The organism is Arthrobacter sp. E1SS-5 (genome assembly GCF_057073715.1).
The window spans coordinates 3,207,944-3,222,123 of the sequence record NZ_CP172703.1 but is presented as its reverse complement, the minus strand read 5'-3'; the positions used below and the strand labels follow the sequence as shown (position 1 = coordinate 3,222,123).

Here is a 14,180-nt window from a genome sequence, read left to right as displayed (position 1 = left end):
ACACGCAACTAAGTTTCACTATTGGATAACTGTAGCGGGGACAAAATCAAGCCTTCCAGAGCGGGAGCAGTCTGTCATTCCAGACTCCTACCCACTAAGGGGCTGAAGGAACGTCAGCTGCTGATGCCCAGAGACTCCAGCATCGGCCGGAACTTGGCCCACGTTTCCGCCAGCTCCGCCTCCGGCTGCGAACCGTCCACGATGCCGCAGCCGGCATACAGCCGCACCGATTCCGGCGACTCGATGACGGCACCGCGCAGCGCAATGCCCCACTCCCCGTTGCCGGCCGCATCCAGCCAGCCCACTGGACCGGCATACGGGCCGCGGTCCAGGTGCTCCAGCTTGCGGATCAGCTCACCCGCCACCAAGGTGGGGGTCCCGCACACGGCGGCGGTGGGGTGCAGGGCGTTGATCAGGGCCAGGCAGGTGGGCACGTGGCCCTCCACCTCGGTAAGTTCCGCCTTGACGTCCGAGGCCAGATGCCACACATTGGGCAGCTCAAGAATGAACGGCTCATCATGGGCGTTCATTGCCTCCGAGAACGGCGCCAGCTGCCTGGTGAGGGACTGAATGGCGATCTCATGTTCGTGCCGCTGCTTGTCGGAGCCGGCCAGCACCCGCGTCGCGTAGTCCATCGGGGAACCGTCCTCGCCGTGCGCGTCGCGGCGGTCAAGGGTGCCGGCCAGCACGCGGGCCTGGGCGGTGCGCCCCTCCACCTGGATCAGCATCTCGGGTGTCGCCCCCACCAGCCCGTCCACCCCATACGTCCAGCATTCGCGGTACCGGGCGGCGAGTTCGCGCAGGACATCTGCGGCATGTACGCCGGAAGGAATAGTTGCCACCACATCCCGGGCCAGCACCAGCTTCTCCAGGGCGCCCGTGCGGATTTCGGCAACCCCGGCGGCCACGGCATCCATCCACGCTTCCTCGCTGAGCGAGCCGGTGTGCAGCGTTGCACCGGCGGCCAGGGGGAGGGGACGGACGACGGCGCCGCCCGCCGCGTGGGGCACGGCACCAACGGAGGCGTTCCCGGCGGAGTCCGCTGCCGCCGTCGCGCCTTCCCGGGCAGGGCGGGGAGCGCTGGTGAGCCAGCGGTCCAGGGCGGCGAGGGCCGTCTCTTCGGTGAGCGGGCCGTCGTCGAACGTCAACTGGGTGAGCCAGGCCTGGTTGTCCCGGACGCCCACCACGATTTCCGGCACGATCAGCCGGGATTCGTGGGCGGAAGTCTTGGAGAAGGCAAAGGAGCCAAAAGCCACGGGGCCGGTACCTGGCAACTCCACGGAGTCCGTGACGTCCGCCTCCAGGACCAGGTGCCGCCACCAGATGTCCGCCTCAAGGAAGCGGTCCGGGCCGGTGGCAGTGAACCGACCTATTTCCCCGAAGCCTGCCAGGCCGGCTTCGCGGCGGGTCCAGCAGAGAACGTCGTCCCGGACCAGGAACGAAGGCAGTCCCCCGGGGAACGCTTTGCCATCCAGGGGGACTGTCAAGGTGCGGAACGTGCTCGTCATGATGAGACAACACTACTCCCGCGTAGGACGCGCCCCTCCCGGCGCACGGCGCGAACCGGGGGTGCAGCAGGGCTGGTCAGGAGCGTCAGGAACATTTGAGACAATGTCATGGTGAACCGAGCATCCTTGGATAAGCGTCCGGACGAAGTAGCCACGATGTTTGACGACGTCGCACCGAAATACGACGTCGTCAACGATGTCCTCTCCATGGGGCAGACCCGCCGCTGGCGGAAGATCGTGGTGGATGCCATGGAAGTCTCCAAGGGCCAGCGCGTCCTGGATCTCGCGGCCGGAACCGGCACCTCTAGCGAGCCATATGCCGACGCCGGAATAGATGTAGTTGCCTGCGACTTCTCCCTCGGGATGCTGAAGGTGGGCAAGCGCCGCCGCCCTGACATCGACTTCGTCGCGGGGGACGCCACCAACCTGCCGTTCGCCGACAACACCTTTGACGCGAGCACAATCTCCTTCGGCCTGCGCAACGTGAACGAGCCCAAGAAAGCGCTGCAGGAGATGCTTCGCGTCACCAAGCCCGGCGGCCGCGTGGTTATCGCGGAGTTCTCGCAGCCCGTGGTTCCGCTGTGGCGCACCATGTACACCGAATACCTGATGCGCGCGCTGCCCGCGATCGCCACCAAGGTCGCCTCCAACCCGGATGCCTACGTCTACCTTGCCGAATCCATCCGCGCCTGGCCGGACCAGGACCACCTGGCCGCCTGGCTGCAGGAAAGCGGCTGGGAGAAAGTCACCTACCGCAACCTCACAGGCGGCATCGTTGCCGTGCACCGCGCGTTCAAGCCTGCCGACTCCTCGCCTGAGGGCGCTGCCGCCGCCATCGCCGCCCACAAGGGCCCGGTGGCCAAGCTACGCCGCAACATCGTCCGCTGACCTGTGAAGGTACTGATAGTCGGCGCAGGGCCGGCCGGATCCACTGCCGCGTATTACTTGGCCAAGGCCGGACTGGACGTTACGGTCCTGGAAAAGACTGCGTTTCCGCGTGAGAAGGTCTGCGGCGACGGCCTGACCCCCCGCGCGGTCCGCGAAATCCAGAAGCTCGGCCTGCCCCACCCCGAAGGTGAGGGCTGGCGCCGGAACAAGGGCCTGCGCCTGATTGCGGGCGGCCGCACCATCGAGCTGCCCTGGCCCGAGGTCTCCGACTTTCCGGAGTACGGGCTGATCCGCACCCGCCTTGGCTTCGACGAGGAACTGGCCCGGCATGCCGAGTCAGCGGGTGCCACCATCCTTGAGCGGCACAGCGTCACCGACGCCCTGACCAACGACGGCGGCCGCGTCACCGGTGTCCGCGCAGCGCTCCTTGACGAGTCCGGACGCAAGACGGGGGAGGCGTGCGAGTTCAGCGCCGACGTCGTCCTCGCTGCCGACGGCAACTCGACGCGCACGTCCGTGTCCCTGGGGATCCAAAAGCGTGACGACCGCCCGCTTGGCGTCGCCGTCCGCACCTATTTCACATCGCCGCGCACCGACGACGACTGGATGGAAGGCTGGCTGGAGCTTCCCGGCCGCGACGGCAAGCTGCTGCCCGGCTACGGCTGGGTGTTCGGCGTGGGCGACGGTACCTCCAACGTGGGCCTGGGCATCCTGAACTCCTCCAAGGAGTTCGGCAAGCTGGACTACAAGCAGGTCCTGCGCGAGTGGACGGCCGGAATGCCTGCCGAGTGGGCCTTCACACCGGAGAACCAGGTGGGGGAGATCCGCGGTGCGGCGCTGCCCATGGGCTTCAACCGTACCCCGCACTACTCGCCCGGCTTGTTGCTCCTGGGCGACGCCGGCGGCATGGTGTCACCGTTCAATGGCGAGGGCATCTCCTACGCGATGGAGTCCGCCCGGTTTGCGGCGGAGTTCATCATCGACGCCTCCTCACGCACGGCTGCTTCGGGCGGGACGTACGACGCCGACGCCCACCTCGCGCGGTACGCAGACTATGTGCGGGACCAGTGGGGATCGCACTTCACGCTGGGGCGGGCCTTCGCCGCCTTGATCGGCAAGCCCGCCGTCATGAAACTGGCGCTGCGGACCGGCATGCCGATTCCGGTGCTGATGCGGTTCGTGGTCCGGCTCCTGGCCAACCTCACGGACCCTTCCGCGAAGGGCTTTGAGGACCGGGTGATCCGCGTCCTGGAATCGTTGGTTCCGGCCACATCCAATACCTCGCCAGCTTCGAACCAGCGGTATCCGCAACAAAAAGTTAGGGTTAACCCGTGACCAAATCCGCAGACCAGAGCTGGACGCACGCCGGGCACGGCCTGCCGGACTCCGAACCCAGCCTCAACACCACCGCCATAGCCACCGGACTCCAGCTGCCGGCAGGCTTTGCGGCCATCGCGGGGGACGCCGAACTGGGCCCGGCCATCACCACCAACCTGGCCAAGGTGGAGAAAAAACTCCGTGAAGCCATCGCCAACTCGGACCCCCTCGCTGACGCAACGTCGCGCCACCTGGTGGAAGCCGGCGGCAAGCGCATCCGCCCGCTGCTGACCCTCCTCTGCGCCCACCTCGGGGACGCATCCCTGCCCGCCGTGGTGCAGGCCGCCGTCGTGGTTGAACTGACGCACCTGGCAACCCTGTACCACGACGACGTCATGGACTCCGCCCCGTTCCGGCGCGGTGCCCCCACGGCCCACGAGGTATGGGGAAACTCCGTGGCCGTCCTCACCGGCGACCTGATCTTCGCCCGGGCCTCCATCCTGGTGTCCGAACTGGGCGGCCGGGCTCTCGGCATCCAGGCCCGGACCTTCGAGCGGCTGTGCCTGGGCCAGCTGCACGAGACTGTCGGTCCCCGCCCTGATGAGGACCCCATTGAGCATTACCTGTCCGTGATCGCTGACAAGACCGGTTCGCTGGTGGCGGCCTCGGGCCAGTTCGGTGCCATCTTCTCCGGAGCCGAGGCGTACGAGGACGTGCTGGTGGAATACGGCGAGAAGGTGGGCGTGGCCTTCCAGTTGGCCGACGACGTCATCGACGTCACCGGGGTCAAGGTGAAGTCCGGCAAGTCCCCGGGAACGGACCTGCGCGAAGGGGTTCCCACCCTGCCCGTGCTGCTCCTGCGCAAGGCTGCCGCTGCTGGCGACCAGTCCGCCGTCGACCTCCTGAAACTGATTGACGGCGACCTGTCCTCCGACGAGGCCCTGGCCGCCGCTGTTGCCGGGCTGCGCGAACACCCTGTGACCGCAGAGTCCTGGGTGGTGGCGCGCCAGTGGGCCAACGAGGCCATCGAAGCCCTGGCTCCGCTGCCGGAAGGCGTGGTTAAGGATTCGCTCTCCAACTTCGCGCTTGCCGTGGTGGACCGCGCCAGCTGATTTTCGTTCGTTGGGAGCCCGGTACCTCTGGTGATTCGCCAAGGGGTGCCGGGCTTCTTTTTGGCCTCCACTGCTGACTAGTTGTCGTTTTCGCGCGCCAAAACGACAACTGCTCAGCAGTCGATGACAGGGCTAAGCGCTTAACGGGATAGCCCCGGTCCGCAGCAACCGAAGTTGTTGTGAACCGGGGCTATCTCTCCGTTCGCATCAGACCCGCCGGAGGCGTTTAGCGGATCCGTGAATAGTTTATGACAGCTTTGTCATAATGCGCAAGTCCTTCTTTACCTGGTCTGTCACGGCCTTTTCCTGCTGAGTCTCCACATGTTTCAGTTGCAGGTCCCTCCGGGCGCCGGCGCGTCCCTGCGACATGCTGCGCGGGCTTCCCAAACCTGGGAACTTCAGCTGGCTGGTTACACACATAGCCGGGCTGATGCCTTCTGGCGGGAGCAGCCCTCCGCTGTGCTGGCTCTATGGAGCTTTGCCGATTCCTCGATCACGCAGGCTCGGTTGCCCGCACACAAACGCTCCTGAGGGCTGGATTTTCGGATCGGGACATCCGTAACGCCGTGGCATCCGGTCAAGTCCGCCGACTCAGGCAGGGAGTGCTGGCCCTGCCGGGAGCCCCCTCGGACTTCGTCGCTGCAGTGCTGGGTAATGGGCTGCTCACATGCGCCTCGGGAGCTGACCACCGTGGGCTATGGTTGCTGCACCAGCCGGAGAAGATGCACCTGCTCTGCCGGCACGCCGGACCTCCAGACGCGGTGGTGCACCGCGAAACCCTGGTTCCGCATGGAACAGCGGAGCCCGTTGCAAGCATCACCGACATACTCGTCCACGGCCTGCGGTGCCTGCCAGAGGTTGAAGCGGCGGTAATGGTGGAGAGCGCCGTGCGCCAAGGCGTGACTACGTTGCCCTATCTGCGCCAGCGGCTGCCGGGAAACCGGAACGGTGCTGCCCGGAAAGTGCTGGGTCTGGTTGACGGCACGGCTGACTCGCCGATCGAAGTCGTGGCCCGCTTCCTGTTCCGTGCCGAGGGCATCTTTACGCAGACCCAGGTCGAGTTGCCGGGCATCGGCTTTGTCGACTTCCTGCTGGAAGGGTTCCTGATCGTCGAGATCGACGGCAGCAGCCATCTTGAGCCGCGACAGGTCAAAAAGGACCGGTCGCGGAATAACGCCGGTACCCTTAGCGGCTATGCCGTCCTGCGGTACGGTTACCCCGACGTCGTCTACAACCCGCAGAAGGTGGTTGCCGAGATCTGGCAGGTGCTCAAAGGCAGCGTCATCCGCTGAAATTCCCCAGGTTTGATCCGCACCACCGCAGACGCGCCGTCAAAACCGGGGGACACGCCGTCGGACGTTCCCAAAGGTGGGGAAATTCAGCAGCAGCCAGGAGGAGGCCTACTCTTCCTCTTCGTCTTCCTCGAAGGCCCACTCGAACATGTCGAAGACGAACTCGGAGAAGGTGCCTTCCTCGGACTTCCACTGGCCGCGGGCGTTGTTGCGGCGGTAGACGATGGGGTCCGGGACGCTGAGGTCGCCGATGCGGAAGCCCCAGGTGTACTCCTCGTCCTCATCCTCAAGGAACATCAGGAAGCCCTCATCATCGACTTCGAGCTCGTCCGGGTCCCAGAAGTAGTGGTACGCCTCCATCAGGTCCTCGCAGCCGCCCAGGGCGAGGTAGAACTCGCGCAGGACCAGGGGGATCTGGAACTGGTGCTCGGCCAGGGCCTTGTCCAGTTCCTCGGGGGTCAGGCCGTCCTCTTCCTGCCATTCATCCTCGAGATACTTCGGAACAAGCGCTTTGAACTTCTCGAGGAACATGTCAGTCATGCTCATATCCTAGCCAATCCGGACCACCCCAAAATGACAGGCAGGCTAACTCTCAGAGCCCCGAATCGGTGGGCCGCCGCTGCCAGCCCCGGACGGCAAGGGGCGCCTGCCACGAGCGCCGCCAGGCCAGGACACGGAACGTGAAAACCAGGGCCGCAATGCCGGCTGCTGTGAGGACATTGAACACGCCCAGCACCCAAAGCACCGCCGTCAACGAGGAACCGAGGAACGCCGGCAGTGCGTAGATGTCCTTTGGGTTGAAAAGTTCGGGGACCTCGTTGGCCGTGATGTCACGCAGCAGGCCGCCGCCTACAGCCGTGGTCACTCCCAGCAGCACTGAAGCCACGGGATTTAACCCCGTGGCCAGCGCCTTGAGGGTGCCGGTCATGCAGAACAGGGCCAGGCCGGCGGCGTCGAAAAGGATCAGCAGCGACGTATACCGCTGCACGCTGGAGAACAGGAAGAACACCAACACCGTGGCCAGCAGAGGCGGGGCCAGGTACGCGGGATTGGTGAAGGCCGCCGGAACGATGACAAGGATGACGTCACGGATCACACCGCCGCCCAGGCCTACCAACGAGGCCAGAAGCAGCGATCCGACAATGTCAATCTGCTTCCGCGCCGCCAGCAGCGAACCCGAGACGGCGAAGAAAAACACGCCCAGCAGATCCAGCCACACCGGGGAGTTGTCAAAGGCGAATGTCATGGGGCGTCCCGGTATTTCAAAGAGGGCGGACAGGGCTGCTCCAACGTTACGCTAGCCCCTATGAACAGCCCCATCATGATCGCCTGCGCCCATGGGACGTCCAACACACAGGGGGCCGCTGAGGTCAATGCCCTGCGCGCTGCCATCGCGGAACTGCGCCCCGGCCTTGACGTCCGCGAAGCCTATGTGGACGTCCAGCAGCCGGACCTGGTGGATGTGGTGGCGGGCCTTCCGGAGGGGGAGCCGGCGGTGGTGGTGCCGCTGTTGCTGAGCGTCGGGTACCACGTGAAGGTGGATATCGCGCGGGCTGTGAAGAGCCGTCCGGGCAGTGCCGCGGCCGCCCCGCTGGGGCCCGATCCGCGTCTGGCCGCGCTGTTGGACCAGCGGCTGCGCGAGGCCGGCACTACGGACAACGACGTCATCGTGCTGGCAGCCGCAGGTTCGTCAAACCCCAACGCCGCCGTCAGCGTCGAGGAGCTGCTGGGCCAGCTGCAGCAGTTGCGTTCAAACCGGATGGTGGCGGCCTATGGTGCGTCTGCCCAGCCTTCCGTGCCCGACGCCGTCGCCATGCTCCGGGAGGAACTCGCCGGAGGTGCCGGGGCGGGGGAGTCCGCAGGAGCCGTCGACGTCGGTGGCCGCGTGGTGATTGCCTCGTACCTCCTGGCGCCGGGCTTCTTCCACGACCAGCTGGCCAAGGCGGGTGCCGACGTCGTGACCGAACCCCTGCTGCCGTCCGGCACGCTGGCGGAGATTGCGCTGGACAGGTACGACGCCGCCGTCGCCAAGATGCAGGAAGAGCCCGCGGCGCTCCCAACAGAAGCCTCAAACCAGGCACCGTCCGATGCACAGCAGGGTGGCCTGTTCAAGGCCGTCCGGCGTTTCGTGACGAAATATTTCCCTAGGTGACTCAGCGTTTCCGGGCCTTTGTGACGTGATTCGGGGGCGCCCTACAGTCGATGCATGACTGATACAGCTCTAGCCGGAGCGTCCGCGGACTCCGCAGTTGCCAAGCGCCCCGCCCGCCCGTCCCGCCCTGCCGCAAAGCCGCACGGACAGTGGAAAGTGGACGGCAAGACGCCGCTGAACGCCAACGAAACCTGGAAGCAGGAAGACGACGGCCTGAACGTCCGCGAGCGTATCGAGTCCATCTACGCCAAGGAAGGCTTCGACGCCATCCCCAGCCAGGACCTGCATGGCAGGTTCCGCTGGTGGGGCCTGTACACCCAGCGCAAGCAGGGGATCGACGGCGGCAAGACCGCAACCCTGGAGCCGCACGAGCTTGAGGACAAGTACTTCATGCTCCGGGTCAGGATCGACGGCGGCGCGCTCACCACCGAGCAGCTGCGCGTCATCGGCCAGATCTCGGTGGACTTCGCCCGCGACTCCGCGGACGTCACCGACCGCCAGAACATCCAGCTGCACTGGGTGGAGGTGGAGAACGTCCCCGAAATCTGGCGCCGGCTCGAAGCAGTTGGCCTGTCCACCACCGAAGCCTGCGGCGACGTGCCCCGCGTGATCCTGGGTTCGCCCGTGGCCGGCATCGCCAAGGACGAGATCATCGACCCAACCCCCCTCATCGAGGAGCTGGGCCGCCGCTTCATCGGCAACCCGATCGTGTCCAACCTGCCGCGCAAGTACAAGACCGCCATCACCGGCCACCCCAGCCAGGACGTGGTCCACGAGATCAACGACATCGCACTGGTGGGTGTCCGCCACCCCGAACTCGGTGCCGGCTACGACCTCTGGGTGGGCGGCGCGCTGTCCACCAACCCGATGCTCGGCAAGCGACTGGGCGCCTTCGTCCAGCCGGACCAGGCCGCCGACGTGTGGCTCGGCGTCACCAGCATCTTCCGCGACTACGGTTACCGCCGCATGCGCACCAAGGCCCGCCTGAAGTTCCTGCTGGCCGACTGGGGCACCGAGAAGTTCCGCCAGGTCCTCGAGGACGAATACCTGGGCTACAAGCTGGCCGACGGCCCGGCCGCACCCAAGCCCGCCACCCCCGGCGACCACGTGGGCGTGCACGAACAGAAGGACGGCAAGTTCTTCATCGGTGCCACCCCGCTGGGCGGCCGCCTCTCCGGCTCCGGCCTGGTCAAGCTCGCCGACACCCTGGAGGCCCGCGGCTCCTACCGGCTGCGCACCACCCCGCACCAGAAGATCGTGGTGCTGGACGTCGAGAAGGAGCACGTGGAGCCGCTCATCGCCGAACTGGACGCCCTTGGCCTGTCCGCCCGGCCGTCTGTGTTCCGCCGCGGCACCATCGCCTGCACCGGCATTGAGTACTGCAAGCTGGCCATCGTCGAAACCAAGATGACGGCAGCCAGCGCGGTTGCCGAGCTGGAACGCCGGCTTGCAGACCTTGCGGACTCGGGCCAGCTCCCCGCAGCCCTCTCCCTGCACATCAACGGCTGCCCCAACTCCTGCGCCCGCATCCAGACCGCGGACATCGGCTTGAAGGGCATGATGCTGCCAACGCCCGACGGCGACCCCTCCCCGGGTTTCCAGGTCCACCTGGGCGGCGGGCTGGCAAACAACGACCGCGAGGAAGCCGGTCTGGGACGCACCGTCCGCGGCCTGAAGGTGTACGTGGACGACCTGCCCGATTACGTGGAGCGCGTGGTCCGCCGTTTCGTGGCCGACCGCTCCGAAAGCCAGACCTTCGCCGAATGGGCCCACGCCGCAGACGAGGAGGCACTGCAGTAATGGCAAAGCATCTCGCACCCGCGCCTGCCAAGCGCCCCACGGAAGAGCTCAAGGCCCTGGCCGAAGCCGGCGCCGCCGAGCTCGGCTGGGATGCCCCCGCCCGCGATGTCATCGCCTGGGTGGAGCGCAACTTCGACCTGGCCGCCGTCGCCGTCGCCTGCTCCATGGCCGACGCCGTCCTGCCGGCCCTGGTGGCAGACCAGATGCCCGGCGTCGACGTCCTGTTCCTGGAGACCGGCTACCACTTCCCGGAAACCTACGCCACGCGTGACGAGGTGGCCGCAAACCTCCGCGTCAACGTGGTGGATGTGCTTCCGGAGACCACCGTTGAGCAGCAGGACCGGCTCCTCGGCAAGGACCTCTTTGCCCGCGACGCCGCCCAGTGCTGCGCCCTCCGCAAAGTGGCCCCGCTGCAGCGCACCCTGGCCGGCTACGAACTGTGGTTCACCGGCGTCCGCCGCGACGAAGCCCCCACCCGCACCAACACCCCGCTGGTCACCTGGGACGAGAAGAACGGCCTCGTCAAGGTCAACCCCGTGGCCGCATGGACGTTCGACCAGCTGGTCCAGTACTCGGACGACAACCTTTTGCCCGTCAACCCGCTGCTTTCCCAGGGTTACCCCTCCATTGGCTGCCAGCCCTGCACCCGCAAGGTGGCGCCCGGCGAAGACCCCCGAGCCGGCCGCTGGGCAGGATCCGACAAGACAGAATGCGGACTTCACGTATGAGCACTTCACTGACCGAGGAGACCCAGGTGGCCGAGGCCGGCGTCTCAACCCGACTGTCCAGCCTGGACACCCTCGAATCCGAGGCCATCCACATCATCCGCGAGGTTGTCGCCGAGTTCGAGAAGCCGGCGCTGCTGTTCTCCGGCGGCAAGGACTCCGTGGTGATGCTGCACCTGGCCACCAAGGCGTTCTGGCCGGGAAAGGTTCCGTTCCCCGTGCTGCACGTGGACACCGGACACAACTTCCCCGAGGTCATCGACTTCCGCGACCGCACAGTTGAGCGGCTGGGCCTGAAGCTCGTTGTCGGTTCCGTGCAGGAGTTCATCGACCGCGGCGAACTCGCCGAGCGTGCCGACGGCACCCGCAACCCGCTGCAAACCGTCCCGCTGCTCGACGCCATCCAGCAGAACAAGTTCGACGCCGTGTTCGGCGGCGGCCGCCGCGATGAGGACAAGGCCCGCGCCAAGGAGCGCATCCTGAGCCTGCGCGACGAGTTCGGCCAGTGGGACCCGCGCAACCAGCGCCCCGAGCTGTGGAACCTGTACAACGGCCGCCACACCGTGGGCCAGCACGTCCGTGCGTTCCCCATCAGTAACTGGACGGAGCTGGACATCTGGCGCTACATCGAGCGCGAGAACATCGAGCTGCCCGGCCTGTACTACGCCCACGAGCGCGAGGTTTTCGCCCGCGACGGCATGTGGCGCGCGGTGGGCGAAGTGTCCCAGCCGCGTGAGGGCGAGGAAGTCATCACCAAGACCGTCCGCTACCGCACCGTGGGGGACATGTCCTGCACCGGCGCCGTGGAGTCCAACGCCTTCACGGTGTCCGACGTGGTGGTTGAAGTTGCGGCCTCCACCCTGACCGAACGTGGCGCCACCCGCGCAGATGACCGCATCTCCGAGGCCGCCATGGAAGACCGCAAGAAGGACGGGTACTTCTAATGACCACCGAAACTGTTTTGTCCGGCTCCGCCGGTGGCCTGGAAACAGCCCTGCCCACCACGCTCTTCCGCTTTGCCACGGCAGGATCAGTCGACGACGGCAAGTCCACTTTGGTGGGCCGCCTCCTTCATGATTCCAAGGCGATCCTCGCGGACACGCTCGACGCCGTCGCCCGCACCTCAGCGGACCGGGGCTTCGGTGGCGAAAAGGGCGGGATCGACCTGGCGCTGCTGACCGACGGCCTGCGTGCCGAGCGCGAACAGGGCATCACCATCGACGTGGCCTACCGCTACTTCGCCACCGACCAGCGCAGCTTCATCCTGGCCGACTGCCCGGGGCACGTGCAGTACACCAAGAACACGGTGACGGGCGCGTCCACTGCGGATGCCGTCGTCGTCCTCATTGACGCCCGCAAGGGTGTCCTGGAGCAGACCCGCCGGCACCTGTCCGTGCTGCAGCTGCTGCGCGTGGCGCACGTGATCGTGGCCGTGAACAAGATCGACCTGGTGGACTTCAGCGAGTCCGTATTCCGCGACATCGAAGCCGACGTGCAGCAGGTGGGCCGCGAACTGGGCCTGGGCCGGGATGAATTCAACGCAGGCGGCATCACAGATCTCACGGTCATCCCGGTGTCCGCGCTCGACGGCGACAACGTAGTGGAGCGCTCCGAGCGCACCCCCTGGTACACGGGGCCCGCGCTGCTGGAGGTCCTCGAAACCCTGCCCGCCGCCGACGAACTCGAAAGCCATCTGGAAAGCTTCCGCTTCCCCGTGCAGCTGGTCATCCGGCCGCAGGGCGCCCTGGCACCCGACGCCGTCGCCGCCGGACTGGATGCCGAGGCCTACCGTGACTACCGCGCGTACGCCGGCCAGATCACCGAAGGCTCGGTGAAGGTGGGGGACACAGTCTCCGTGCTGACGCCGGGCCAGTCGCCCCGCACCACCACCGTGGTGGGCATCGACTTCGCCGGTGCATCCCTGGAGGAAGCCGCCGCCCCGCAGTCGGTGGCCATCCGGCTGGCCGACGAGTTCGACGTCGCCCGCGGCGACACCATCGCTGCTGCCGGCACGGTTCGGGAAGCCTCAGCCGACCTCTACGCGGCGCTTTGCTGGCTCTCGCCCAAGCCGCTGCGCGAAGGCCAGAAGGTTCTGGTCAAGCACGGCACCCGCACCGTCCAGGCGATGGTCCGCAGCGTCTCCGGCAAGCTGGACCTGTCCACCTTCAAGCTTGAGGGCGCTTCCAGCCTGGAGCTCAACGACATCGGCCACGCGCAGCTCCGGCTCGCCGCGCCGCTGCCGCTGGAGAACTACCTGCACCACCGCCGCACCGGCGCGTTCCTGGTGATCGACCCGCTGGACGGCAACACTCTGGCCGCGGGCCTGGTCAAGGACCACCCGGGCGACCACGAGGACGAGCGCTACAGCATCTAGTCCTCACCCGAATCGCCGGAACAGTGCCGGACCGCCGTATCTTCCCTACGGCTACTCCGCACGGTTCCGGCGATTTCGCGTCCCTGTGGTAACCCGCACAATAAACCGCAGAGGTTTCCGCCCGGCCTGTCGCGGCTGCAGGGAGGCATGGGAAGCTCAGGCATCGCTTCGCCGGTGCCGCGATTCCAGGTCCCGGCCTGTTTTCGTCAAGGGGGACACGATGCCGGCTATCCACCGGTGGAACACCAAAGCCGCTATCCGCTTCGCGCGGGACACCCGTGAATGGGGAATCTCCCCGCGCCGCGGGCTGATCCTCGCGCTGCTGCCGCTTGGCATTGCACTCGCTACGGCTGCCACAGTCCTGCACCCGCCGCTCTACATCTGGCTGCTGGACGAGGACTCCCTGATCGAGTGGTTCCAGTTCTTCTCCCTCCTGGCCGCGGGCATTTTCCTCCCCCTCGTTGCTTTCCGCCTTTACAAGACCGGGCACAAAGCCGTGGCATTGCTGTATGGGGTGGTGGCCGCCGGCGTGTGGTTCCTCGCGGGAGAGGAGATTTCCTGGGGCCAACGCATCTTCGGCTGGCAGACGCCGGAGGCTATGGAGGCGATCAACCGGCAGGGGGAGACCACCGTGCACAATATCGGCGGCGTGCAGGAACTGGTCCCCGCCGCCATGCTCCTGGCAAGCCTGTACGGTGCCTGCGCACCCTTGATCTGGAACGCGGTCCGCGCCCGTAGGAAAAACCTTCGTTCCGCGCAGCTGCTCATCCCGCCGCTGTGCCTGGTGCCGGCCTTCGGGCTGGCCGCGGCCTACCGGCTCTTCCGTCTGCTGGTGTGGCCGTCTCCCGATTACGGCATCTCCGAATACGGCGAAGTCATGGAACTCAGCCTGTACCTGGGGCTGGCCCTGTTCACCTGGTTCAACCTGCGCCGCCTGCTGCCCGCCAGGCCCGCCGCCCGCGCCCCACGCCACCGGCTCACCGCCGCCGCGTAGCCTCAGCGACAGGGGCTC

Annotated in this window: 13 protein-coding genes and 1 pseudogene; 11 read left to right on the top strand and 3 right to left on the bottom strand. The window is 66.6% G+C overall.

Annotated features, from left to right (window positions below):
• Positions 1-113 precede the first annotated feature (113 nt).
• Entirely contained in the window at positions 114-1,508 is a 1,395-nt protein-coding gene (locus ACIGJD_RS14980) for an isochorismate synthase (RefSeq protein WP_483686840.1), read from the bottom strand.
• A gap of 111 nt (positions 1,509-1,619) precedes the next feature.
• On the opposite strand from ACIGJD_RS14980, the gene ACIGJD_RS14975 reads away from it, so the two are divergent.
• The 5 genes and pseudogenes from ACIGJD_RS14975 to ACIGJD_RS14955 all read left to right on the top strand — a co-directional run bounded on the left by ACIGJD_RS14975 (position 1,620) and on the right by ACIGJD_RS14955 (position 6,117).
• Positions 1,620-2,396, top strand: coding sequence for a demethylmenaquinone methyltransferase (locus tag ACIGJD_RS14975; protein WP_286404532.1), 777 nt, complete (start codon positions 1,620-1,622; stop codon positions 2,394-2,396).
• A 3-nt stretch (positions 2,397-2,399) separates the two neighbouring features.
• Positions 2,400-3,731, top strand: a complete 1,332-nt coding sequence (locus ACIGJD_RS14970) for a geranylgeranyl reductase family protein (protein ID WP_483686839.1) — start codon at positions 2,400-2,402, stop codon at positions 3,729-3,731.
• A complete protein-coding gene (locus ACIGJD_RS14965) occupies positions 3,728-4,825 on the top strand; it encodes a polyprenyl synthetase family protein (protein WP_483686838.1) in 1,098 nt (365 codons plus the stop codon). Before ACIGJD_RS14970 ends, ACIGJD_RS14965 begins: the two co-directional genes overlap by 4 nt.
• Before the next feature lie 470 nt (positions 4,826-5,295).
• Positions 5,296-5,388: pseudogene (locus ACIGJD_RS14960) on the top strand (hypothetical protein); the annotation flags it as partial.
• A gap of 138 nt (positions 5,389-5,526) precedes the next feature.
• On the top strand, positions 5,527-6,117 hold the full coding sequence (locus tag ACIGJD_RS14955; RefSeq protein ID WP_483689512.1) for an endonuclease domain-containing protein: 591 nt from the start codon (positions 5,527-5,529) through the stop codon (positions 6,115-6,117).
• A gap of 108 nt (positions 6,118-6,225) precedes the next feature.
• Here ACIGJD_RS14955 and ACIGJD_RS14950 read toward each other — a convergent pair whose 3' ends face one another.
• Positions 6,226-6,657, bottom strand: coding sequence for a hypothetical protein (locus ACIGJD_RS14950; protein ID WP_286398438.1), 432 nt, complete (start codon positions 6,655-6,657; stop codon positions 6,226-6,228).
• A 52-nt stretch (positions 6,658-6,709) separates the two neighbouring features.
• On the bottom strand, positions 6,710-7,363 hold the full coding sequence (locus tag ACIGJD_RS14945; protein WP_483686837.1) for a trimeric intracellular cation channel family protein: 654 nt from the start codon (positions 7,361-7,363) through the stop codon (positions 6,710-6,712).
• Between the two features lie 60 nt (positions 7,364-7,423).
• Between ACIGJD_RS14945 and ACIGJD_RS14940 the strand changes: the two genes are divergently transcribed.
• The 6 genes from ACIGJD_RS14940 (at position 7,424) to ACIGJD_RS14915 (ending at position 14,162) form a co-directional block, all read left to right on the top strand.
• Positions 7,424-8,269 carry a sirohydrochlorin chelatase gene (locus ACIGJD_RS14940; RefSeq protein WP_483686836.1) on the top strand — a complete coding sequence of 282 codons (846 nt, stop codon included), beginning with the start codon at positions 7,424-7,426 and terminating at the stop codon, positions 8,267-8,269.
• A gap of 54 nt (positions 8,270-8,323) precedes the next feature.
• Positions 8,324-10,069, top strand: coding sequence for a nitrite/sulfite reductase (locus ACIGJD_RS14935; RefSeq protein WP_483686835.1), 1,746 nt, complete (start codon positions 8,324-8,326; stop codon positions 10,067-10,069).
• Complete coding sequence (locus ACIGJD_RS14930; protein ID WP_483686834.1) at positions 10,069-10,797, top strand: phosphoadenylyl-sulfate reductase; 729 nt, start codon at positions 10,069-10,071, stop codon at positions 10,795-10,797. Before ACIGJD_RS14935 ends, ACIGJD_RS14930 begins: the two co-directional genes overlap by 1 nt.
• Positions 10,794-11,738 carry a sulfate adenylyltransferase subunit CysD gene (gene cysD, locus ACIGJD_RS14925; protein ID WP_286398432.1) on the top strand — a complete coding sequence of 315 codons (945 nt, stop codon included), beginning with the start codon at positions 10,794-10,796 and terminating at the stop codon, positions 11,736-11,738. The genes ACIGJD_RS14930 and cysD overlap by 4 nt, the downstream gene beginning before the upstream one ends.
• A complete protein-coding gene (locus ACIGJD_RS14920) occupies positions 11,738-13,168 on the top strand; it encodes a sulfate adenylyltransferase subunit 1 (RefSeq protein ID WP_483686833.1) in 1,431 nt (476 codons plus the stop codon). Before cysD ends, ACIGJD_RS14920 begins: the two co-directional genes overlap by 1 nt.
• Positions 13,169-13,388: 220 nt before the next feature.
• Positions 13,389-14,162 carry a hypothetical protein gene (locus ACIGJD_RS14915; protein WP_483686832.1) on the top strand — a complete coding sequence of 258 codons (774 nt, stop codon included), beginning with the start codon at positions 13,389-13,391 and terminating at the stop codon, positions 14,160-14,162.
• Positions 14,163-14,180: the final 18 nt, after the last annotated feature.